Annotated in this window: 23 protein-coding genes; 17 read left to right on the forward strand and 6 right to left on the reverse strand. The window is 67.9% G+C overall.

The annotated features are described in order from the left end of the window. Positions 1 to 3: 3 nt before the first annotated feature. The gene (locus JHW45_RS03340; protein WP_272859545.1) at positions 4 to 894 is read right to left on the reverse strand and encodes a zinc-ribbon domain-containing protein; all 891 of its coding nucleotides are present in this window, start codon (positions 892 to 894) and stop codon (positions 4 to 6) included. A 95-nt stretch (positions 895 to 989) separates the two neighbouring features. Between JHW45_RS03340 and JHW45_RS03345 the strand changes: the two genes are divergently transcribed. Genes JHW45_RS03345 through JHW45_RS03355 form a run of 3 tightly spaced genes read left to right on the forward strand, consistent with a single transcriptional unit; the run spans position 990 to position 3,393 of the window. After that, entirely contained in the window at positions 990 to 1,664 is a 675-nt protein-coding gene (locus tag JHW45_RS03345) for a cell division ATP-binding protein FtsE (protein ID WP_272859546.1), read from the forward strand. Then, entirely contained in the window at positions 1,664 to 2,605 is a 942-nt protein-coding gene (locus JHW45_RS03350) for a cell division protein FtsX (protein WP_272859547.1), read from the forward strand. Before JHW45_RS03345 ends, JHW45_RS03350 begins: the two co-directional genes overlap by 1 nt. Further along, a complete protein-coding gene (locus tag JHW45_RS03355; RefSeq protein WP_272859548.1) occupies positions 2,602 to 3,393 on the forward strand; it encodes a lysophospholipid acyltransferase family protein in 792 nt (263 codons plus the stop codon). Before JHW45_RS03350 ends, JHW45_RS03355 begins: the two co-directional genes overlap by 4 nt. 30 nt (positions 3,394 to 3,423) lie before the next feature. Here the strand turns inward: JHW45_RS03355 and JHW45_RS03360 are convergent, their stop codons facing one another. The 4 genes from JHW45_RS03360 to JHW45_RS03375 form a co-directional block, all read right to left on the reverse strand. Continuing rightward, on the reverse strand, positions 3,424 to 4,974 hold the full coding sequence (locus JHW45_RS03360; RefSeq protein ID WP_272859549.1) for a hypothetical protein: 1,551 nt from the start codon (positions 4,972 to 4,974) through the stop codon (positions 3,424 to 3,426). Positions 4,975 to 5,035: 61 nt separating this feature from the next. Further along, complete coding sequence (tagD, locus tag JHW45_RS03365) at positions 5,036 to 5,425, reverse strand: glycerol-3-phosphate cytidylyltransferase (RefSeq protein WP_272859550.1); 390 nt, start codon at positions 5,423 to 5,425, stop codon at positions 5,036 to 5,038. Between the two features lie 123 nt (positions 5,426 to 5,548). Further along, complete coding sequence (locus JHW45_RS03370; RefSeq protein WP_272859551.1) at positions 5,549 to 6,508, reverse strand: acetyl-CoA carboxylase carboxyltransferase subunit alpha; 960 nt, start codon at positions 6,506 to 6,508, stop codon at positions 5,549 to 5,551. 138 nt (positions 6,509 to 6,646) lie between these two features. Beyond that, positions 6,647 to 7,849 (reverse strand): MalY/PatB family protein, encoded by a 1,203-nt coding sequence (locus tag JHW45_RS03375; protein ID WP_272859552.1) that lies wholly within the window; start codon positions 7,847 to 7,849, stop codon positions 6,647 to 6,649. 79 nt (positions 7,850 to 7,928) lie between these two features. Between JHW45_RS03375 and def (JHW45_RS03380) the strand changes: the two genes are divergently transcribed. The 14 genes from def (JHW45_RS03380) (at position 7,929) to JHW45_RS03445 (ending at position 20,864) form a co-directional block, all read left to right on the forward strand. Beyond that, a complete protein-coding gene (gene def / locus JHW45_RS03380) occupies positions 7,929 to 8,450 on the forward strand; it encodes a peptide deformylase (RefSeq protein WP_272859553.1) in 522 nt (173 codons plus the stop codon). Next, positions 8,443 to 8,976, forward strand: a complete 534-nt coding sequence (locus JHW45_RS03385) for a peptide deformylase (protein WP_272859554.1) — start codon at positions 8,443 to 8,445, stop codon at positions 8,974 to 8,976. Before def (JHW45_RS03380) ends, JHW45_RS03385 begins: the two co-directional genes overlap by 8 nt. Continuing rightward, the gene (gene def / locus JHW45_RS03390) at positions 8,973 to 9,476 is read left to right on the forward strand and encodes a peptide deformylase (RefSeq protein WP_272859555.1); all 504 of its coding nucleotides are present in this window, start codon (positions 8,973 to 8,975) and stop codon (positions 9,474 to 9,476) included. The genes JHW45_RS03385 and def (JHW45_RS03390) overlap by 4 nt, the downstream gene beginning before the upstream one ends. 62 nt (positions 9,477 to 9,538) lie before the next feature. Then, positions 9,539 to 10,432, forward strand: coding sequence for a methionyl-tRNA formyltransferase (gene fmt / locus JHW45_RS03395; RefSeq protein ID WP_272859556.1), 894 nt, complete (start codon positions 9,539 to 9,541; stop codon positions 10,430 to 10,432). A 114-nt stretch (positions 10,433 to 10,546) separates the two neighbouring features. Continuing rightward, positions 10,547 to 11,746, forward strand: coding sequence for an acyl-CoA dehydrogenase (locus tag JHW45_RS03400; protein WP_272859557.1), 1,200 nt, complete (start codon positions 10,547 to 10,549; stop codon positions 11,744 to 11,746). Next, positions 11,746 to 12,894: a CaiB/BaiF CoA transferase family protein gene (locus JHW45_RS03405; RefSeq protein ID WP_272859558.1), complete on the forward strand. Its 1,149-nt coding sequence runs from the start codon at positions 11,746 to 11,748 to the stop codon at positions 12,892 to 12,894. Before JHW45_RS03400 ends, JHW45_RS03405 begins: the two co-directional genes overlap by 1 nt. Before the next feature lie 145 nt (positions 12,895 to 13,039). Beyond that, entirely contained in the window at positions 13,040 to 14,638 is a 1,599-nt protein-coding gene (locus JHW45_RS03410) for an ABC transporter substrate-binding protein (protein WP_272859559.1), read from the forward strand. 99 nt (positions 14,639 to 14,737) lie between these two features. Continuing rightward, positions 14,738 to 15,730 carry an ABC transporter permease gene (locus JHW45_RS03415; RefSeq protein ID WP_336385810.1) on the forward strand — a complete coding sequence of 331 codons (993 nt, stop codon included), beginning with the start codon at positions 14,738 to 14,740 and terminating at the stop codon, positions 15,728 to 15,730. Beyond that, a complete protein-coding gene (gene nikC / locus JHW45_RS03420; RefSeq protein WP_272859560.1) occupies positions 15,727 to 16,632 on the forward strand; it encodes a nickel transporter permease in 906 nt (301 codons plus the stop codon). The genes JHW45_RS03415 and nikC overlap by 4 nt, the downstream gene beginning before the upstream one ends. After that, complete coding sequence (locus tag JHW45_RS03425) at positions 16,629 to 17,528, forward strand: ABC transporter ATP-binding protein (RefSeq protein ID WP_272859561.1); 900 nt, start codon at positions 16,629 to 16,631, stop codon at positions 17,526 to 17,528. The genes nikC and JHW45_RS03425 overlap by 4 nt, the downstream gene beginning before the upstream one ends. Before the next feature lie 78 nt (positions 17,529 to 17,606). Further along, entirely contained in the window at positions 17,607 to 18,359 is a 753-nt protein-coding gene (locus JHW45_RS03430; RefSeq protein WP_272859562.1) for an ABC transporter ATP-binding protein, read from the forward strand. A 57-nt stretch (positions 18,360 to 18,416) separates the two neighbouring features. Next, a complete protein-coding gene (locus JHW45_RS03435) occupies positions 18,417 to 19,478 on the forward strand; it encodes an aldo/keto reductase (protein WP_336385801.1) in 1,062 nt (353 codons plus the stop codon). An 85-nt stretch (positions 19,479 to 19,563) separates the two neighbouring features. After that, positions 19,564 to 20,532 carry a DnaJ C-terminal domain-containing protein gene (locus JHW45_RS03440; RefSeq protein ID WP_272859563.1) on the forward strand — a complete coding sequence of 323 codons (969 nt, stop codon included), beginning with the start codon at positions 19,564 to 19,566 and terminating at the stop codon, positions 20,530 to 20,532. Then, a complete protein-coding gene (locus JHW45_RS03445; protein ID WP_272859564.1) occupies positions 20,529 to 20,864 on the forward strand; it encodes a hypothetical protein in 336 nt (111 codons plus the stop codon). Before JHW45_RS03440 ends, JHW45_RS03445 begins: the two co-directional genes overlap by 4 nt. Positions 20,865 to 20,882: 18 nt before the next feature. Here JHW45_RS03445 and JHW45_RS03450 read toward each other — a convergent pair whose 3' ends face one another. Then, positions 20,883 to 21,119 carry a DUF1289 domain-containing protein gene (locus tag JHW45_RS03450; protein WP_272859565.1) on the reverse strand — a complete coding sequence of 79 codons (237 nt, stop codon included), beginning with the start codon at positions 21,117 to 21,119 and terminating at the stop codon, positions 20,883 to 20,885. Between the last annotated feature and the right edge of the window lie 12 nt (positions 21,120 to 21,131).

A 21,131-nucleotide genomic window follows, 5' to 3' on the forward strand; every position in this document is an offset into this window, starting at 1 on the left:
CGGTCAGGCGGACCGCCCGAAAATGCCCGATTGCAGCCACAGCCTGCCCTGATCCACGAAGGCGCGAAGATCCTGCATGGCCGCGCCCACCGGCCCGGCATCGGACATGGCGGGCGCAAGCAGGTAAAGGACCAGCCCCGTTGCCGCAATAGCCACCGCAAGACCGAACCCCGTGCGGTAGCCGGACGGACCGTCCGCAGGCACCGGCATCGCCGGCTGAAACGGCGTGTCCGGGGCGGCCGGGGCCGTGCCGGCCGGTTTCGGCAGGTCCAGATCGACTGCCGGATCGGGTTGGGGGAATGGCGCGCCGACCATGGCCCGCGTCGCGCCGGCGGGGGCGACGACGGGCTGAGCCTCGGGGTCGGACGGTGCCGGAACCCTGTCGGGGGCGGGCCGGGTGCTGCCGGCCCCTGATGCGGGTGTGTCGGTGACGGTGGTGGCCGGCCAGTCGATCCCGGTCGCGTGGGCTGTGGACTCGTGTCGGGCGGGGCGGTTGCCGTCCTGCGTGCCAGTGTCGGTGCCGGTTTCGGCGGCGCGGGCGCGGCGTTCGTGTTCCACCTCGTCGCGCAGGATGCTGAGAACGCTTTCGGGCACGCGGCGGCTGAGTTTCGCAGCCGGGGCAGCGGCGGCGCTGCCCGATTGCGACGCGTCGCCCGTCCTGTCGGGATCGCGTTGCACCTTGGCCGATTCTCCGAAGGCCAGCGTATAGGACAGCTGTTCCGCCCCCGCCTTCGGTCGCGCCTGGGGCAGGTCGGGCGGCCTGTCGCCGGGCGTCGCCTGCCAGACCTGTCCGCAGGCGGTGCATTCGACCTGCCGGCCCCGCGCCGGGATCGTGCCTTCGGGCAGCAGGTATTCCGCGGCGCAGCCCGGACAGATCAACCGTATTTCAGCCATGCCCACCCTCGCATTCACCTGAACGATCTTCTATCAAGCGCGGGGCCGGCTTCCAAGCGGCCGGAAAACGATCCCGCAGCAAAAGGGGGTGGCGCTTGATCGAGATGCAGGATGTCGGCTTCGGCTATCACGGTGGCGCCGAGCTGTTGTCGAACATGACGCTGAGCCTGCAGCCGGGCATGTTCCACTTTCTGACCGGGCCGTCCGGGTCGGGAAAGACCACGCTGTTGCGGCTGTGCTATGCCGATCTGCTGCCCAGTTCGGGCCGGATGAGCGTGTTCGGCCAGGATCTGCGCGGGCTAGGACGCGACGACATCGCGATGCTGCGCCGCCGGGTCGGGGTCGTGCATCAGGACACCCAGTTTCTGGACCACCTGCCGGTCGCGGAAAATGTCGCCCTGCCGCTCAGCGTGTCGGGGCAGGCGGTTGACATGGACGCGCTGCGCGATCTTCTTGGCTGGGTGCAATTGTCGGCGCATGCGCGCGCACGTCCGCCGTCGCTGTCGGGGGGCGAACGTCAGCGGGCGGCGCTGGCCCGCGCGGTCATCCTGTCGCCCGATCTGGTGCTGGCGGACGAGCCGACGGGAAATCTGGACTGGGAGATGTCGATGCGGCTGATGCAGCTGCTGATCGAGCTGAACAAATCGGGCAAGACCGTGCTGGTCGCGACCCATGACCTGAACCTGATCCGCGCCGCCAAGGCGCAGGTCGCGGCGCGCGTGCTGCGCATCGCGGGCGGGACATTGCATCTGGCGGGGGCGGATCTGTGATGCGGTTCTTGAAGGGACGGGCGGATCTGCGGACGCTGCGGCTGCGGCCGCTGTGGCAGGGGCTGCTGCGCGGCGATGGCGGCAAGGGCGACCGGATCGTGCCGCCGACCGGATACACAGCGCAGCTGACGCTGTTTTCGGCCGGCGCGATGGCGTTTCTGGCGGTGTTCGCGCTGGCGCTGGCGCTGGCGACGGGCCGGCTGGCCGATCGCTGGTCGGCGGAACTGGCCGGATCGGTCACCGTGCGCGTCAGCGCCCCCGCGGCCGAGCAGGAGGCGCGGACCCAGGCCACGATGCAGATCCTTCAGACGACGCCGGGCGCGGGCGCGCCGCGCCTGCTGCCGCAGGACGAGGTCGCAGGCCTGCTGGCGCCCTGGTTCGGACCCGAGATGCCGGTCGATGCGCTGCCGGTGCCCTCGCTGATCGACCTGCCCATCGACAGCCGCGATTTCGACGCCGAGGGCCTGCGCCTGCGGCTTGAGGCCGAGGCGCCGGGCGCGGTTCTGGACGATCACACGCAATGGCGACGGCCGCTGGTGTCGGCGGCGGAACGGTTGCGCGTGCTGGGCGTGATCTCGTTGCTGCTGATCGCGGCGGCCTCGGCCTCGATGATCACGCTGGCGGCCAAGGCCGCGCTGGCCGCGAACGGGCAGGTGATCCGCGTGCTGCGGCTGATCGGGGCGCGCGACATCACCATCGCCACCGCCTTCGTGCGCCGCTTTACCCAACGTGCGGCCCTGGGCGCGGCGGCCGGCACGCTGATCGGCATGGCCGGGATCGCGCTGCTGCCCGACATGGACCCCGCCGGAGGTTTCCTGACTGGTCTTGGCTTTCACGGCTGGGGCTGGCTGGCGCCGCTGGCGATTCCGGTGATCGCGGCCATCGTCGGCTTTCTTGCGACGCGATGGGCGGCGCTGAAGATGCTGGGTGCGGTCAGATGAGCGCGCGTTCCGCCTCGGCCACGCCCGGAGGTCTGGGTCCGTGGCAATATCTGCAGAACGTGCTGTTCTATGTCCATGCCGCGCTGGCGACGCTGGTGATCGGGCTGGTCGGCCTGCCATGGGTGGCGACGCGCGGGCGGCGCGCGGCCAATGCGGTCGCGACACGCTGGATCGGCTATATGCTGTGGGCCGCGCGGCTGCATCTGGGCGTCACCTGCGAGGTGCGCGGCATGCCGCCCAGGGGCGACTGCATCGTTGCCGCCAAGCATCAATGCTTTCTGGATATTCTTGTCATCGCCCACGCGCTGCCGCGCCGCGCCTTCATCATGAAGCGAGAGGTGATGCGGGTGCCGGTCATGGGCTGGTATGCTTGGAAGGTCGGCTGCATCCCCATCGACCGGTCGCGCGGCCGCGACGCGGTGCGCGCCATCGCGCGCGAGATCGCGGCGCGGCACGAATCCGATGACGGGCTGGGGCAGCTGATCATCTATCCGCAGGGAACGCGCACCCGTCCGGGCGAACAGCGCGACTACAAGCATGGCGTGGGTACGATGCGGGCGGCCTCGCAGTTGCCGGTGGTGCCGGTCGCGGTGAATACCGGGCTGTTCTGGCCGCGCAAGGGCTGGGGCATCCGGCCGGGACGCGCCGTGGTCGAGTTTCTGCCCGCCATCGGCCCCGACATGCCGCAGCAGGCGTTCATGCCGCGCCTTCAGGCCGAGATCGAGGCGCGGTCGGACCGCCTGATGGCCGAGGCCGGGTTCAACCCGCAGGACGCCGCGCGCGACTGATGCGCGCCACCCCGCGCGCGTGCCGGCCGGTCAGGGACGGCCGATGCGGGCGCGCAGCCGGCGCAGCATGGTCTGCATCCGCGGCGGGCTTTTCTCGATCACGCGGGTCGATGTGGTCCTGATCCGGTTCAGCGCGCTGTCCAGCGGCCAGGGCCATTCGTGATAGGGATCGGGCACGCGCCAGCCGCTGCCATAGCGTTCGGCAAGGAAGGCTTCGGGATCGGCCGGCGCGGGATAGCGGCGATCGTGCAGCCCGACCTGCGACGGCGGCAGGATCATCCTGATCGGGACCGGCCGATAGACCGGATATTTCATCATCACGTGCAGGTGGTTCCCGTCTTGCCAGCAGGGAAACAGGTCCAGCTTGCCGTCGGCGTTGCGGATGTGGAAATTGACCGTCGTGTCGGTCAGCTTGCCCATCGGCTGAAAACCGTGGGCGGACAGCCTGTCCAGCAACTCGGCCCGCCGGTCCATCATCTCGCGGCGCGAGGTCGAGCCGTCGACATACAGCAGATCGACATCGTCGTCATGGGTCAGAAACGCGTTCTCGCGCACCGCGCCCAAGAGGCTGCCATAGCACAGCAGCGGCGTGACGCCGCACGCGGCCAGCGCCGGAAAGGCCGCATCCAGAACGGCAAGATAGCTGTCGCGATGCCGCACCAGCACCGGTTCCTGAATGGCGTGCTTGCTGGCGCACAGCACTGCGGGGCGGGACAGGCGGGCCGACAGCTGACGGTTGGCCTCGGCGATGACCGCATCGATGCGCGCGGGCGAGGACAGCAGCGGCGACAGCGGCGCGAAGGTCACGGTGCCGACCGAAAGCCGCGGCCCCATCGCCGCCGCGATCACCGCCGCCGCGACCCGCAGGGCAAATGGCGTCATTTCCGGGCGCTGCGCGTTCAGCGGCAGCAACTGCGCCAGACGCGGCGCGGTCCAGTCCAGCGTGCCGGCCTCGATCCGGTCCAGAACCCGCTGGCGCAGGGCGTTGCATAATTCCGTCCGCGTCTCGGGGTCGGCGGCCCGGTCGCGCGGGGGCAGATCGACGCCAAGATCGGCGTGCATGTCCCGCAATTCGCGGACCATCGCGGCCGGGTCCATGCCGCGATGGCTGAACACCAGGTGCCCGTTCAGATAGCCGTTCACGCAGACATGGCGATTGCGCGGGCCGAACTGACCCGGCCGGTTCGCCAACTCGATCCGCGACAGCATCAGCGGGCGCGAGAAGATCAGCGTCATTTCGGGGCGCAGATCGCGGATGGAGCGGATCGGCTGGCCGGCCAGCAGGGCGCGGCGCGCATCGGCATCGGCCGCGCGGCCCGCGCCGGTCGAACACTGCACGGCTTCCAGCACATCGGCCAGATCGATTTCGCGCCCGTTGGGACCGAACAGATGCGGGCGGGGGAACACGTATTCCTGCGCCGCGCCGGAATCCATGAAGATGCCGATCCGCTTCAGCCGTCCGTTCACCGGCAGCGATTTGCGCATCACGCCGCGCGGACCGAAGGCGCCGAATCCCGGCAGGAATTCGTGCGCCATCAGGATCAGACCCTGATCCTGATCCGGGGTCGGCCCTGTGCTCATTCGTGATTCCCGATCCTGTTCATGCCGGCGCGACCCTGCGCGATTTCCGTTGCGCCGCGGCTCAGGCGCTGTTCAGGCTGTGGCGGATCATCGTGCTGGAAATCCGCTCGGTCCGGGGCATGTAGTGGACTTCGCACAGATCCGACAGGAAATCGAACTTGCCCTTCCAGTCGTCGCCCATGGTGAAGATGTCCACGCGATACAGCCGGACATCGTCGCGTTTCTGTTCCCAGGTGTTTTCGGGAATGACCAGATCGACATAGCGCAGCGCCTCGAGATGGGCCTTGCGTTCTTCCCAGCTGTGGAAGGCGGTCTTGTTCTTCAGCGCGTTGAACTCATCCGTGGACAGCGCGACGATCAGATAGTCGCCCAACGCCCGCGCCCGCTGCAACAGGCGGATATGCCCGTAATGCAGCGTGTCGAACGTCCCGTAGGTGATGACCCGCTTCATGCCATTCCTTCCGGTTCCGGCCAGAATATTCAGGAAAGCTGTCTATCCTGCCGCCGGACGGCCTTCAATCCCCTGCACGAAAGGCCGGGCGGCCGGGCGATACCGGATCACGCCGATACCGGATCAAGCCAGCGACCGGGAACCCATCGACAGGAATTTCTGCCGCCGGTCCTTGATCAGATCCTCGGGCTTCTTTCCGGTCAGATCCTTCAGCATCGAGGCCAGCGCGATCCCCACCGCGTCGATCGCGGCCTTGCTGTCGCGTTGGGCGCCGCCCAAGGGTTCCGAGATGATGCGGTCGATCACGCCCAGCTTTTTCAGGTCCTGCGCGGTCAGGCGCAGCGCCTCGGCCGCCTCGCGCATGCGGTCGCTGTCCTTCCACAGGATCGAGGCGCAACCTTCGGGCGAGATGACCGAATAGATCGAGTGTTCCAGCATGGCGATGCGGTTGGCGGTGGCGAAGGCCACGGCGCCGCCCGATCCGCCCTCGCCGATGATCACGCTGACCAGCGGCACCCCGATCTCCAGGCATTTCTGGGTGCAGCGGGCAATCGCCTCGCTTTGGCCGCGTTCCTCGGCGCCCTTGCCCGGATAGGCGCCGGGCGTGTCGACCAGGGTGATGACCGGCAGGCCGAAACGGTGCGCCATGTCCATCAGCCGGATCGCCTTGCGATAGCCTTCGGGTCGGGCCATGCCGAAATTGTGGTGGATGCGCGACTTGGTGTCGTTGCCCTTTTCGTGACCGATCACAACGCAGGGCGCATCGTTGAACCGCGCCAGCCCGCCGATCACCGCGTGATCGTCGCCAAAGGCGCGGTCGCCGGCCAGGGGCGTCAATTCGGAAAACAGCGCATCGACATAGGCGCGGCAATGCGGCCGGTCGGGGTGGCGCGCCACCTGCGTCTTTCGCCACGGATTGAGGTTCTTGTAGAGATCCTTCAGAAGATCGCCGGCCTTCTTGTCCAGCGCCAGCGCCTCTTTCTCGACATCGACCGGGTCTTCGGCCTTGCGGGCCATGGCGCGCAGTTCCTCGGCCTTGCCTTCGATATCGGCCAGCGGCTTTTCGAAATCCAGATAGACCATGCGCACGAGGCTCCGGGGCTGTTGGCGTTCCGCGCCCTATATGATCGGGGACGGACCGGATTGCAACGCGCCGCGGGGGCGGGTGCGGAACCTGACCTGCCGCGCGCGGGCGGCGGCCGCGATGCGGGGACGCGGCCTCTATTGCAGATCGGCGAACGCGTCCTGCAACCGGGCGACGGCTTCGGTGACGTGAACGCGCGGCGTGGCCAGGTTGAAGCGCAGGAAATCCTCGCCGCCGGTCCCGAACGTGGTGCCGTGATTGGCGGCGATGCGGGCCGATTTTTCCACCCGCGCGGTAAATTCCTGCCGGCTCATCCCGGTGCCGGAAAAATCGACCCAGGCCAGATAGGTCGCCTGCAACGGCATTGAGGCAAGGCCGGGGATGGCGTTCACGCCCTGATCGAACAGGCGTCGGTTACCGTCCAGATACCGGACCAGCGCATCGACCCATTCGGCGCCCTCGGGCGAATAGGCGGCGGCGACCATGTCCATCCCCATGAACCCGGCCGAGACGCCGCGCGCCGCCAGCGCGCCCCTGAATTTTGCGCGCAGATCGTCGTCGGCGATGATGGCGTTGCCGATATGGGCGCCGGCGATGTTGAAGGTCTTGGTCGCGGCGGTCAGCGTCACCAGCCGGTCGCGGATATCCGGCACGACGGTGGCGATCATGCGGTGACGATGGCCCGGCATGACCAGATCGGCGTGGATATCGTCGGAAACCAGGACCAGGTCGTGGCGGACGCAGAAATCGGCCACTTCGCGCAGCTCGTCCTCGGACCAGACGCGGCCGCCGGGATTGTGCGGCGAACACAGGATCAGCAGGCGTTCGCCGCCGGTCAGCATACCCTCCCACCGCGCCCAGTCCATCCGGTAGATCCCGTCGCGCAGCGCCAGCGGCAACTCGACCATCCGGCGATCCGCCGCGCGGATGACCCGGCCAAAGGCGTGATAGACCGGTGATATGACGATCACCCCGTCGCCGGGCGCGGTACAGGCGTCGATGGCCATCGCCACGCCGTTGACCAGACCCGCCGCCGTCAGGATCCAGCCGGTGTCGATCTGCCAGCCGTGGCGATGCTCCATCCACCAGCGGATCGCGTCCAGATAGGCATCGTTGCGGCCGGGATAGCCATAGACGCCATGCGCCGCCGCATCCTCGACCGCGCGCTGCACGGCGCGGGGCGGGCGGAAATCCATGTCCGCCACCCACATCGCCAGCCCGCCATCGCCCGGCGACACGCCATAGGCGGCCTCCATGTCGTCCCATTTCGAGCAGTTCGTGCCGACGCGGTCGATCACCTCGTCGAAATCGGGCTGCCGGTCCAGGGCGGGTCGGGTCATGGCGATCCTCGTCTTTTGTTGCGCGTCCTGCATACGCGGCTTGTTGCGTCAGGTGAAGCCATCGCCTAAATCGCCTGTCATGAACCTGCGTCCGATCCTGATCCATCCCGATCCGCGTCTGAAGAAGATGTGCGAACCCGTCGCCCGCGTCACGCCCGAGATCGAGGCGCTGGCCGATGACATGCTGGCCACCATGTATGGCGCGCCCGGCGTCGGGCTGGCCGCGCCGCAGGTCGGGGTGCTGTCGCGGATGTTCGTCATGGACGCCACCCGCGACCCCGACGCCGAACGGCGGCCGATGGTGCTGATCAACCCCGAGATCGCGTGGACATCGGACGAGACCAACACCTATGACGAGGGCTGCCTGTCGATCCCCGACCAGTATGCGGACGTGACGCGGCCCGCCCAGGTGCGGATGCGCTGGCTGGGGCTGGACGGCAGGATGCACGAGGATGAGTTCGACGGGCTGTGGGCGACCTGCGCCCAGCACGAGCTGGACCACCTGAACGGCATCCTGTTCATTGACCATTTGTCCGCGATCAAGCGGCAGATGATCACCCGCAAGATGGTCAAGCTGAAGCGAGAGCGGGCGCGTGCCTGATCGCGCCGACATGCGGGACGCGCATCCGGCGGGGCCGGCGCGTCCGGCGCTGCCCGCGGCGCTGACGGGCGGTGCGGTGCGCCCGATCCTGATCCATCCCGACCCGGTGCTGCGCGACATCAGCCGCCCGGCGGGCGAGATGTCGGGGCCGGAGCTGCGCGATCTGGCCCGCGATCTGGTCGCGACCATGTATCGCGCCGGCGGGCGCGGCCTGGCGGCGGTGCAGATCGGCGTTCTGCGCCGCGTCTTCGTGATGGATGCGGGCTGGAAAGAAGGCGCGGCCCGTCCGCTGGTCATGCTGGACCCGCGCATCGTTCGTCGCTCGGACCGTGTTGCGCCGGGCGAAGAGCTGTGCCTGTCGATCCCCGGCCGCCCCGTCACCGTGACGCGGCCGGCCGAGGTTGAGGTGATCTGGTTCGATCTTGACGGGCGCCGGCAGCGCGCGAGCCTGGACGGCGCGGCGGCGCGCGTGGCCCAGCACGAGGCCGACCATCTGGACGGCCGCCTGATCGTGGACCTGGCATGAGCGTGCGGGCCTTTCTGCCCTATGCCGACCGGCGTCTGCACATCCCTGCCCAGGCGGTCGGGCAGGTGACGGAAACGGTGCGGATGATCTGGGACGACATGATCGACACGATGGAGGCGATGCCGGGCGTGGGCCTTGCCGCGCCGCAGATCGGGATCATGCTGCGGCTGGCGGTGGTCGATGCCTCGGACCGGCGCGGGCAGGCGGTCAGGATGGCCGACCCGCAAGTGCTGCACGCCAGCGTGCAGTCGCGCCAGCACGACGAGGCAAGCCCGAACCTGCCCGGCGTCTCGGCCCGGATCACCCGTCCGCGCGCCGTCACCGTCCGGTTCCTGAGCGAGACGGGCGAGATCGAGGACCGCGATTTCGTCGGGCTGTGGGCGACCAGCGTGCAGCACCAGATCGACCATCTGGACGGGCGCATGTATGTGGATCACCTGTCGCCCTTGCGGCGCCGGATGCTGGTTCGGAAATCGGCCAAGCTGGCGCGGCAGGGATAGCGCCGGGGGCTGTCTGCCCCCGGACCCCCGAGGATATTTCGACGCCAAAGACGGAGGCTGCGATGCGTGTGATCTTCATGGGAACGCCCGGATTTTCGGTGCCCGCGCTGCGGGCGGTCGCGGCGGCGCATGAGGTGGCGGCCGTCTATTCGCAGCCGCCGCGGGCGGCGGGGCGCGGGCAGAGGCCGCGACCCTCGGCCGTGCAGCGCGAGGCGGAGGAATCGGGGCTTGAGGTTCGCACGCCGTCGACGCTGCGCGAGGCCGGGGCGCAGGCGGCGTTTTCCGCGCTGCGCGCGGATGTGGCGGTGGTGGTGGCCTATGGGCTGATCCTGCCGCAGGCGATTCTGGATGCGCCCCGGCTGGGATGCCTGAACATCCACGCCTCGTTGTTGCCGCGCTGGCGGGGGGCGGCGCCGATCCAGCGCGCGGTGATGGCCGGCGATGCCGAGACCGGCGTGGCGATCATGCAGATGCAGGCGGGGCTGGATACCGGTCCGGTGCTGGCCGAGGCGCGGACACCCATCGGCGCGCAGGACACGGCCGGCGATCTGCACGACCGGCTGGCGGGCATCGGTGCGGCGCTGATCGTCGATGTGCTGGACAGGCTGCCCTTGCCGGCGACGCCGCAGCCCGCGGATGGCGTGACCTATGCCGCCAAGATCGACAAGTCCGAGGCGCGGATCGACTGGACGCTGCCCGCGTCCCGCGTCGACCGGCTGATCCGCGGCCTGTCCCCCGCGCCCGGCGCCTGGTGCGAGATCGCGGGCGAGCGGGTCAGGCTGCTGCGATCGCGGGTGGTCGCGGGAGAGGGTGCGCCCGGCCAGGTCCTGGGCGGTTTCCGCGTCGCCTGCGGCGAGGGCGCGGTCGAGATTACCGAGGCGCAGCGCCAGGGCCGCAGGCCGATGGCCGCGCAGGATTTGCTGCGCGGCTGGGATCTGCCGTCGCGGCTGGATTAGGAATGGCGTCCGAGGACGACGCCGCCGACGGCAAGATTGCGTTGCCCCGGTCGATTGCAACGCGCTAGAACGTGTCGACAGAACAGGAACCACGCCGCAGTCAGGGAGAAGCCGATGTCCACGAAATCGCACAAGGGCGCGCCGTTCAGCTGGAACGACCCGTTCCTGCTGGAAGATCAGCTGACCGAGGAAGAGCGGATGATCCGCGACAGCGCGGCGGCGTTCGCGGCCGAAAGCCTCGCCCCGCGCGTGCAGGACGCCTACATGAACGAGGAAACCGACCCCGAGATCTTTCGCGAGATGGGGGCGGCCGGCATGCTGGGCGTCACCGTGGCCGAGGACTATGGCGGCGTCGGCGCCTCTTACGTGTCCTACGGTCTGGTCGCGCGCGAGATCGAGCGGATCGACAGCGGCTATCGCAGCATGGCGTCGGTCCAGTCCTCGCTGGTGATGTTTCCCATCGAGGCCTATGGCAGCGAGGAGCAGAAGCGGAAATACCTGCCCAGACTGGCAACCGGCGAATTCATCGGCTGTTTCGGCCTGACCGAACCCGATGCCGGATCCGATCCGGGCGGCATGAAGACGCGGGCGAAGAAGACCGATGGCGGCTATGTGCTGAACGGGTCGAAGATGTGGATTTCCAACGCCCCCATCGCGGATGTGTTCGTCGTCTGGGCCAAGTCCGAGGCGCATGGCGGCAAGGTGCGCGGCTTCGTTCTGGACAAGGGGATGAAGGGCCTGTCCGCGCCCAAGATCGGCGGCAAGCTGAGCTTGCGCGCCTCGATCACCGGCGAGATCGTGATGGAGGATGTCGAGGTCGGCGAGGATGCGCTGCTGCCCAATATCGAGGGGATGGGCGGCCCGTTCGGCTGTCTGAACCGTGCGCGTTACGGCATCAGCTGGGGCGCGATGGGCGCGGCCGAGGATTGCTGGTTCCGCGCCCGGCAATACGGGCTGGACCGGCATCAGTTCAACAAGCCGCTGGCGGCGACGCAGCTTTACCAGAAGAAGCTGGCCGACATGCAGACCGAGATCGCGCTGGGGCTGCAAGCCAGCCTGCGGGTCGGGCGGCTGTTCGACGAAGGCAGGTTCGCGCCCGAGATGATCAGCCTGGTCAAGCGCAACAATTGCGGCAAGGCGCTGGAGATCGCGCGCATGGCCCGCGACATGCATGGCGGCAACGGCATCCAGATCGAATACCACGTCATGCGCCACGCCCAGAACCTTGAAACGGTCAACACCTATGAGGGCACGCATGACGTGCACGCGCTGATCCTGGGCCGCGCGCAGACGCGCATCCAGGCGTTCGGCTGATGTCCGACGCGCCGCTGAAGGGGCTGAAAATCGTCGAGCTGGCGCGCATTCTTGCGGGTCCGTGGCTGGGCCAGACGCTGGCCGATCTGGGCGCCGAGGTCATCAAGGTCGAGGCGCCCGAGGGCGACGATACCCGTCGCTGGGGACCGCCCTTCATCGAACGCAGGCGCGCGGATGGCACGACCGAGACGGTCGCCGCCTATTTCCACGCCGCCAATCGCGGCAAGCGGTCGGTGATCTGCGATTTCAACGATGCGGACGATCTGGACCGCCTGAAGTCCCTCATCGGCGAGGCGGACGTGGTGATCGAGAATTTCAAGCTGGGCGGGCTGAAGAAGTTCGGGCTGGATTACGACAGCCTGTCGCCGCAGAACCCGCGCCTCGTCTATGCCTCGATCACCGGCTTCGGGCAGGACGGGCCGCGCGCGGCGCAGCCGGGTTACGATTTCCTCATTCAGGGCATGTCGGGCATCATGGACCTGACCGGCGATCCCGAGGGCGAGCCGCAGAAGGTCGGCGTGGCCTGGATCGACATCTTCACCGGGCTTTATGGGGCGATCGCGGTTCAGGCCGCGCTGGCCGAACGGGCGCGGTCGGGGCTGGGCCAGCATCTGGACCTGTCGCTGCTGGATTGCGGTGTCGCGGTGCTGGCCAATCAAGCGACCAACTATCTGCTGGGCGGCCGGGTGCCGCGCCGGCTGGGCAACGCGCATCCCAACATCGTGCCCTATCAGCTTTTCCCGGCCTCGGACGGACATCTGATCATCGCCTGCGGCAATGACCGGCAATTCGCGGCGCTGTGCCGCGCGCTGGACCTGCCGGCGCTGTCGGCCGATCCGGATTTCGCGACGAACCCGGCCCGCGTCGCCCATCGCGACCGGCTGGCGCCGATCCTGTCGCAGGCCACGCGCACCCGCCCGCGCGCCGATCTGATCGCCGCGCTGGAGGCGGCGGGCGTGCCCGCGGGCCCGGTCAACGACGTGGCCGAGGCGCTGGCCGAGCCGCAGGTGCAGGCGCGCGGGATGCCCATCGCGCCCGAGGGCATCGCCGGGCTGCGCAGCCCGATGCGGTTCTCGCGCAGCCCGCTGGTCACGGATCGGGCGGCGCCCGCCCTTGGCGAAGGCGAGTGGCGGTTCGGCGGGGAGTGAAGTCAGGGATCGGGGCGCGAACACGTCCGGCGCGCGCGCGGGTCCGGTGTGCTTCCCCTTGCCACAGGCGCGGCCTTGCGCCACCCTGCGCTGCATCAAGCCCCGGAACAACCGGGACGACCGACAACCTACAGGGAACACTGCCATGAGACATCTTCTGACCCCGCGCGCCTTGCTGCTGGCATCCGCGATCGCACTGGCACCGGCCGCCTGGGCCGAGACGCCTGCCGATACGCTGGTCGTGGCCAACGACATCAGCGACATCATCACCCTTGATCCGGCCCAGACCTTCGAGTTTTCGGGCAATGACGTGAACCGCAACACCTATGACCGGCTGGTCGATTTCGACCCGATGGACATGGCTGCCGGCTTCAAGCCGTCGCTGGCCGAAAGCTGGGAGGTGGCCGAGGACGGGCTGTCGATCACCTTCACCATGCGCGAAGGCGTCACCTTCCATTCCGGCAATCCGGTTCGGGCCGAGGATGCGGCATGGTCGCTGCAACGCGCGGTCAAGCTGAACAAGACGCCCGCCTTCATCCTGACGCAGTTCGGCTTTACCCCTGAAAACGTCGAGGAAAAGATCACCTTTGACGACCGCACGCTGACGCTGAACCTGGATCAGCCTTATGCGCCCTCCTTTGTCCTCAACTGCCTGACCGCGATGATCGGCAGCGTGGTGGACAAGGAAACGGTGATGTCCAACGCCGAGGGCGATGATCTGGGCAATGCCTGGCTGAACACCAACGAGGCTGGATCGGGCGCCTTCACCCTGGCCGCGTGGCGTCCGAACGAGGCGGTGCAGCTGGCCGCCTATGAGGATTACTGGCAGGGCGCATCCGCGATGAAACGGGTGATCGTGCGCAACGTCGCCGAATCCAGCGCACAGCGCCTGCTGCTGGAACAGGGCGATATCGACGCGGCGCGCAACCTGACGCCCACCGATGTGGATTCTCTGGAGCAGACGGAAGGCGTCAAGATCAAGGACGAGCCGCGCGGCCGCATCCTGTATATGGGTCTGAACCAGAAGGACGAATTGCTGTCGAACCCGGCGGTCATCGAGGCGATGAAGCATCTGGTCGATTATCAGGGCATCACCGACAGCTTCCTGAAGGGCATGTTCAAGACCCATCAGGCGTTCCTGCCCGAGGGCTATCTGGGCGCGCTGGAGGAAAATCCGTGGACCTATGATGTCGAAAAGGCCAGGCAGATCCTGGCGGATGCAGGGATCGAGGGCGGCACGATCACCACCAAGATCCGCGATCTGCGCGAATATGTGGACGTGGCGCAGACCCTGCAGGCCAGCATGGCCGAGGCCGGGCTGACGCTGAACATCGAGCAGATGACCGGCGCGCAGGTGCTGGACGCGTATCGCGCGCGCGAGGTGCCGATCTTCCTGGGCGAATGGGGCCCGGACTATTCGGACCCGAACACGAATGCCGCGACCTTCGCCTATAATCCCGACAACAGCGACGAGGCGCAGGCGACCGGCCTGCTGGCATGGCGCAACGCCTATGCCGTGCCGGACGAGATGAACGAGGCGACGGTGGCCGCGACCCTTGAACAGGACAGCGACAAGCGCGCGCAGATGTATCGCGACATCCAGAAACAGTATCAGGAAGAGGCGCCGATCGTGCCGCTGTTCCAGCGCATCGAGAACACCGGCCTGCGCGAGAACGTGCAGAACTGGAACGTGGGCGGATCGGTGACGTCGGTGATGTATCATCAGGTCACCAAGGGCGAATAGGCGTTGGCCGCAACCGATACCGATCCCAAGGGGCGGGGCGGACCCCCGCCCCCCTCGGCGGCCGACCGCAACGCCGCGCGGCGACGGCGGCTGCGCAGCGTGGGCGGCACGCTGCTGTCGCTGGCGCTGACCCTGCTGGGGTTGTTGCTGGTCACCTTCATCATCGGCCGGGTCATGCCCATCGACCCGGTGCTGAAGGTGGTGGGAGATCGCGCCAGCCAGGCGCAATACGATGCCGCCTATCAGGCGATGGGGCTGGACCGGCCGCTGATCGTCCAGTTCATCGGCTATATCGGCGATGTGCTGACCGGCGATCTGGGCCGCTCGATCTCGACCGGGCAGCTGGTCGTGGACGATATCCGGCACGTCTTTCCCGCGACGGTCGAACTGGCGACGCTGGGCACCTTCATCGGCGTCAGCATCGGCGTGCCCCTGGGCGTGATCGCGGCGGCGCGGCGCGGCGGCATCGTCGATCAGGTCGCGCGCGTCGTGGCGCTGGTGGGCTATTCGATGCCGATCTTCTGGCTGGGGCTGATGGGGCTGCTGGTCTTTTACGGCATCCTGGGCTGGGTCGGCGGGCCTGGACGGCAGGGCATCATCTATGACGGCATGGTGCCGGACGTGACCGGGCTGATCCTGGTCGATTCGCTGCTGGCGGGCGACTGGAACGCCTTTCAGGACGCGTTTTCGCATATCATCCTGCCCGCCAGCCTGCTGGGCTATTTCAGCCTTGCCTATATCAGCCGCATGACCCGCAGCTTCATGCTGGAACAGCTGGGGTCGGAATACATCACCACCGCCCGCGTCAAGGGCCTGTCCGAAAGCGCCGTGATCTGGCGGCACGCGTTCCGCAACATCTCGATCCCGCTGGTGACGGTGATCGCGCTGTCCTTCGGCTCTCTGCTTGAGGGATCGGTGCTGACCGAGATCATCTTCTCGTGGCCGGGCTTGGGCCAGTATGTCACCAAGGCGCTGCTGGCCGGCGACATGAGCGCGGTTCTGGGCGGCACCATCGTCATCGGCACCTGCTTCATCCTGCTGAACCTGCTCAGCGACCTGTTGTATCGCGTGCTGGACCCGAGGTCGAAATGAACCCGACACGACGCGAATGGCTGCTTTCGGACGCGCCCCAGACCCGGCGGCAGGCGCGGCTGGGCGCGATCTATCAGGGATGGCTGACCTTTCGCGCCAACCGGCTGGCGATGTTCGGGCTGATCATTCTGGCGATCCTGATCTTCATGGCGATCTTCGCGCCCTGGCTGGCCCCGCAAAGCCCGTTCAGCCAGAACCTTGCCGGCCGGCTGGCGCCGCCCTCGTCCGAACACTGGCTGGGCACCGACGCGCTGGGGCGCGATATCCTGTCGCGGCTGATCCACGGCTCGCGCATCACACTGTTCATTGTCGGCACGGTGGCGCTGATCGCGCCGATCATCGGGCTGTTCATCGGCACGGTGGCCGGTTTCGCCGGCGGCTGGCTGGATCAGGTGCTGATGCGGATCACCGACATCTTCCTGGCATTCCCGAAACTGATCCTGGCACTGGCCTTCGTCGCGGCGCTGGGCGCCAGCATCGGCAACGCGGTGCTGGCGCTGGCGCTGACGGCGTGGCCGCCCTATGCCCGGCTGGCGCGGGCCGAGACGCTGACCATCCGCCATGCCGACTATATCGCCGCAGCCCGGCTTCAGGGGGCGGGGCCGATGCGGCTGCTGATCCGCCATATCTGGCCGCTGTGCATTTCCTCGCTGATCGTGCGCGTGGCGCTGGACATGGCGGGCATCATCCTGTCGGCGGCGGGTCTGGGCTTTCTGGGTCTGGGCGCGCAGCCGCCGATGCCGGAATGGGGGGCGATGATCTCGGACGGGCGGACCTATATCCTCGATTTCTGGTGGGTCGCGGCGATGCCGGGGCTTGCCATCTTCATCGTCAGCCTTGCCTTCAACCTGCTGGGCGACGGGCTGCGCGACGTGCTGGATCCGAAAGGGGCCAAGGAATGACCGACCAGCAAGGTTCCGGGCCGCTGCTGTCCGTCGAAAACCTCCGCGTGGCCTTTCCCACGCGGCAGGGCGTGTTTCAGGCGGTGCGCGGCGTCAGTTTCGATCTGGGCCGCGAACGTCTGGGCGTGGTGGGCGAATCGGGGTCAGGCAAGTCGATGACCGGCCGCGCGATCCTGGGGCTGGTGCGCCCGCCGGGCCGCGTCACCGCCGACCGGCTGGAGCTGGACGGGCAGCCGATCCTGAACCTGCCCGAGCGAAAGATGCGGAAGATCCGCGGCAGCCGGATCAGCATGGTCATGCAGGACCCGAAATTCAGCCTCAACCCGGTGATGACCATCGGCGACCAGATCATCGAGGCGTATCGCCTTCACGCCGGCGGCCCCAGGGGCCAGGGCCGCGCCAAGGCGCTCGAGATGCTGGAAGCCGTGCAGATCCGCGACCCGGAACGGGTCATGGGCGCCTATCCGCACGAGGTGTCGGGCGGCATGGGCCAGCGCATCATGATCGCGATGATGCTGGCGCCGGACCCCGAAATCCTGATCGCGGACGAACCCACCTCGGCGCTGGACGTCTCGGTCCGGACCGAGGTGCTGAACATCATGGACCGTCTGGTCCGCGATCGTGGCATGGGCCTGATCTTCATCAGCCACGATCTGAACCTGGTCGCGCAGTTCTGCGACCGGGTGCTGATCATGTATGCCGGAAGGATCGTCGAGACGCTGACCGCAAAGAACCTGCACGACGCGCGCCACCCCTATACCCAGGGGCTGCTGAACAGCCTGCCGCGGCTGGACCGGCCAGTCAGTCGCCTGCCGGTGCTGAAGCGTCAGGACAGCTGGCGCGAGGGCGATCCGATCAACGAAAGCCTGGAAACCGAGTTTCCGGGGGGGCTCTGACATGCGGCTTCTTCTTTGTGCAAATACCCTCCGGGGGGCGCGGGGGGTGGAAAACCCCCCGCTGCCGTCGGTGCCGCCATGCTGAAGATCGAAAATCTGGACGTCTGGTTCGGCTTTCCGCCCGACCGCGTGGACGCGGTCAGGGATGCGGCCTTCGCCGTGGCCAGGGGCGAAAGCTTCGGTCTGGTGGGCGAATCGGGGTCGGGCAAATCCACCATCCTGCGCGCCATCGCCGGGCTGATCGACAGCTGGTCCGGCGTGATCGAGGTCGATGGCCGCAAGGTGTCGGGCAACCGCCGCGACCGGGCCTTCTACAAGACCGTGCAGATGGTGTTCCAGGACCCCTATGCCAGCCTGCATCCGCGCCATTCCGTCGATGCCGTCCTCAGCGAGGCGCTGAAATTGCAGGGCATGACCGATATCGACCGGCGGATTCCGCGCCTGCTGGAGGATGTGGGTCTGGGGGGCGGGTTCCGCTTTCGCTATCCGCACCAGCTGTCGGGCGGGCAGCGTCAGCGCGTCGCCATCGCCCGCGCGCTGGCCGGCGATCCGCAGCTTTTGCTGCTGGACGAACCGACCAGCGCGCTGGATGTCAGCGTGCAGGCCGAGATCCTGAACCTGCTGACCGATCTGCGCGCCGAACACGGCCTGACCTATCTGATGGTCAGCCACGACCTGTCGGTGGTGGGCCATATGTGCGACCGGCTGGCGGTGATGCAGCACGGCCGCATCGTCGAGGTGATGGATGTCGACGCCCTGCGCAAGGGGGCGGCGCAGCAGGACTATACCAGGCATCTGATCGCCGCCTCGGCCGGGTATCAGCGCGGCTGACCGGGTTGAATCCGGCGCGGTTATCGCGGACGTTCCGGCCGGAACAACGGATCGGAGATGGCGATGAAGCGGGTGAAACTGGGGCGCAGCGAGGTCGAGGTCAGCGAAATCTGCCTGGGCACGATGACCTTCGGCAACCAGACGGACGAAGCCGACGCCCATGCCCAGATGGACCGGGCGGCGGGGATCGGCATGACCTTTTTCGACACCGCCGAGATGTATCCCGTGAACCCCGTCCGGCGCGAGACCGTGGGCCTGACCGAGGAAATCGTCGGGCGCTGGCTGGCGCAGCAGGGCAATCGCGACCGGGTCGAGATCGCCACCAAGATCACCGGCCCCAGCCAGACGGTGCGCGACGGCGCGCCCTATGACGGGGCGACCGTGCGCGCCTGCATCGACGCCTCGCTGCGCCGGCTGCAGACCGACCGCATCGACCTGTATCAGCTGCACTGGCCAGTGCGGGGCACATGGGCGTTCCGGCAGAACTGGACCTATGCGCCCGAACCCGACAAGGACCGGGTGCTGGATCACATGGCGGACGTGCTGGATGCGGTGGGTCAGGCCGTGTCCGAGGGCAAGGTCCGCGCCTTCGGCCTGTCGAACGAAACCGCCTGGGGTCTGACCCGCTGGTGCGACGTGGCCGAGCGCACGGGCGGACCGCGTGTCGCCTCGATCCAGAACGAATACTCGCTGCTTTACCGGCTGTTCGACACCGATCTGTGCGAAACCGCCGTGCAGGAGGATGTGACGCTGCTGGCCTTCTCGCCGCTGGCGGCGGGTCTGCTGACCGGCAAATATGCCGGCGGCGCGATGCCCGATGGCAGCCGTGCCGCCGTGGACAAGCAGACCGGCGGCATGGGCAAGCTGGGCGGACGGCTGACCGGGCGCGCCATCGCGGCCAGCGACGCCTTTGGCCGGCTGGCTGCCGATCATGGCTGGGACCCTGTCCACATGGCGGTCGCGTGGCAATTGACGCGGCCGTTCCGCAACGTCCCCATCATCGGCGCGACCGATCGCCACCAGCTCGATCATCTGATCGCCGGGCTGGACAGATCGCTGCCCGCCGATCTGGTCAAGTCCATCGACCGGCTGCACCGGGACCATCCGCTGCCCTACTGATCCGCGGCCCCGCATCGGCGGGATTGATGAAACCGGCGCGGTGACTATCTTGTTGACACGCAAGACAACCGATGGGGGGCCGTGAATGGCGGGCGATCCGTATGCGGCGCTGGGGCTGACGAAATCGGCCACCGATGCCGAGATCAAGAAGGCGTATCGCAAGATCGCCAAGACAGATCATCCGGATCTGAATCCGGACGCGGCGGCGGCCGAGCGGTTCAAGGCCGCATCCGCCGCCTATGATCTGCTGCGGGACCCTGAGCGCCGCCGCCGCTTTGACGCGGGCGAGATCGACGAGCAGGGTCAGGAACGGGCGCAGCATCGCACCTATCGCGAACATGCCGAGGCGGCGGGCAACCCCTATGCGCGCAGCTATGGCTTTGACGGCGATCCGGATCTGTCGGACGTGTTCGCCGACCTGTTCGGCAGCCGCGCGGGCGGGTTCGGTCAAGGCGGATTCCGGCAGGGCGGGTTCGGTGAGGGCGGATCCGGGGGCGGTTTCCGGCAGGCCGGCGCCGGGCGCGATGTCCACATGCGCGGTCAGGATTACCGTTTCGCGCTGGAGGTGGATTTCATGACCGCCGCGAAGGGCGGCAAGACCCGCATCACCCTGCCCGAAGGCGGCGATCTTGAGGTGACGATTCCCAAGGGCGTGCGCGACGGCCAGACGATCCGGCTGAAGGGCAAGGGCGGGCCGGGCATGGGGCAGGGCGGGCCGGGCGATGCGTATCTGACGATCTCGGTGGCCCCCCCCCCCGATTACCGGCGCGAGGGCGACGACATCTTCCTGACCCTGCCCATCGGCATCGACGAGGCGGTTCTGGGCGGCAAGGTCGCCGCGCCCACCATCGACGGCCCGGTGAACCTGACCATCCCGAAAGGCGCCAGCAGCGGACAGCGGTTGCGCCTGCGCGGGCGCGGCATCAATGGCGGCGATCAGCATGTCGAACTGAAGATCGTCATGCCGCGCCAGATCGACGATGAACTGGCGACGTTCATGCAGGAATGGCGCAGGACGCACGGATACGATCCGCGCCGGGGGATGACGACATGACCCGTTATTATTCCGAAACCGACGTGGTCGCGCTGATCGAGGACCTGACCCCGCCCCGTCTTCAGACCTTTCTGCGCGCCCGGATCGTGCAGCCGGTCGAACGCCCGCAGGGCCGGGCCTATCGCGAAGCCGATGTCGCGCGGCTGCAATTGCTGTGCGATCTCAGCGAATGTTACCAGCTGCCCGAGGATTCGCTGCATCTGGTGATGTCGCTGATCGACCAGCTGAACACCGCGCGCGGCGACATGGCCGCGCTGATGCGGGCGGTGGCCAGCGAACCCGACGAGGTGCGGGTCCGCATCCAGCGCAGCGTGCGTCATCTGCGCGGCTGATCCGGCGCGCCTTGCGCCTCAGTCCGGGCGGCGCCCGTTCCGACCGCCGCGCCGCTTTTTCAGCAGCGGTTTGCGGTCGGGCAGGGCCTGGATCACCTCGCGGCGGCTGTCGGCGTCCATCACCGACCACGCGGCGATCTCGTGCAGCGTGCGATAACAGCCGACGCAGATGCCTTCCTGCGGATGGATGACGCAGATATTGACGCAGGGGCTTTGCGGATCGTCCGGCGCGACAGGGGGAACGGGCGTGGTCATGGCGCCAACCTA

It is taken from the genome of Paracoccus stylophorae (genome assembly GCF_028553765.1).
Classification (GTDB): Bacteria; Pseudomonadota; Alphaproteobacteria; order Rhodobacterales; family Rhodobacteraceae; genus Paracoccus; species Paracoccus stylophorae.

Bases quoted from the DNA above. Each gene is read 5' to 3' on its own strand.
- JHW45_RS03340 (WP_272859545.1), bottom strand. From the start codon at position 894: ATGGCTGAAATACGGTTGATCTGTCCGGGCTGCGCCGCGGAATACCTG.
- JHW45_RS03350 (WP_272859547.1), top strand. From the start codon at position 1,664: ATGCGGTTCTTGAAGGGACGGGCGGATCTGCGGACGCTGCGGCTGCGG.
- JHW45_RS03355 (WP_272859548.1), top strand. From the start codon at position 2,602: ATGAGCGCGCGTTCCGCCTCGGCCACGCCCGGAGGTCTGGGTCCGTGG.
- JHW45_RS03360 (WP_272859549.1), bottom strand. From the start codon at position 4,974: ATGAGCACAGGGCCGACCCCGGATCAGGATCAGGGTCTGATCCTGATG.
- tagD (WP_272859550.1), bottom strand. From the start codon at position 5,425: ATGAAGCGGGTCATCACCTACGGGACGTTCGACACGCTGCATTACGGG.
- JHW45_RS03370 (WP_272859551.1), bottom strand. From the start codon at position 6,508: ATGGTCTATCTGGATTTCGAAAAGCCGCTGGCCGATATCGAAGGCAAG.
- JHW45_RS03375 (WP_272859552.1), bottom strand. From the start codon at position 7,849: ATGACCCGACCCGCCCTGGACCGGCAGCCCGATTTCGACGAGGTGATC.
- def (WP_272859553.1), top strand. From the start codon at position 7,929: ATGAACCTGCGTCCGATCCTGATCCATCCCGATCCGCGTCTGAAGAAG.
- def (WP_272859555.1), top strand. From the start codon at position 8,973: ATGAGCGTGCGGGCCTTTCTGCCCTATGCCGACCGGCGTCTGCACATC.
- fmt (WP_272859556.1), top strand. From the start codon at position 9,539: ATGCGTGTGATCTTCATGGGAACGCCCGGATTTTCGGTGCCCGCGCTG.
- JHW45_RS03400 (WP_272859557.1), top strand. From the start codon at position 10,547: ATGTCCACGAAATCGCACAAGGGCGCGCCGTTCAGCTGGAACGACCCG.
- JHW45_RS03405 (WP_272859558.1), top strand. From the start codon at position 11,746: ATGTCCGACGCGCCGCTGAAGGGGCTGAAAATCGTCGAGCTGGCGCGC.
- JHW45_RS03410 (WP_272859559.1), top strand. From the start codon at position 13,040: ATGAGACATCTTCTGACCCCGCGCGCCTTGCTGCTGGCATCCGCGATC.
- nikC (WP_272859560.1), top strand. From the start codon at position 15,727: ATGAACCCGACACGACGCGAATGGCTGCTTTCGGACGCGCCCCAGACC.
- JHW45_RS03425 (WP_272859561.1), top strand. From the start codon at position 16,629: ATGACCGACCAGCAAGGTTCCGGGCCGCTGCTGTCCGTCGAAAACCTC.
- JHW45_RS03430 (WP_272859562.1), top strand. From the start codon at position 17,607: ATGCTGAAGATCGAAAATCTGGACGTCTGGTTCGGCTTTCCGCCCGAC.
- JHW45_RS03435 (WP_336385801.1), top strand. From the start codon at position 18,417: ATGGCGATGAAGCGGGTGAAACTGGGGCGCAGCGAGGTCGAGGTCAGC.
- JHW45_RS03440 (WP_272859563.1), top strand. From the start codon at position 19,564: ATGGCGGGCGATCCGTATGCGGCGCTGGGGCTGACGAAATCGGCCACC.
- JHW45_RS03445 (WP_272859564.1), top strand. From the start codon at position 20,529: ATGACCCGTTATTATTCCGAAACCGACGTGGTCGCGCTGATCGAGGAC.
- JHW45_RS03450 (WP_272859565.1), bottom strand. From the start codon at position 21,119: ATGACCACGCCCGTTCCCCCTGTCGCGCCGGACGATCCGCAAAGCCCC.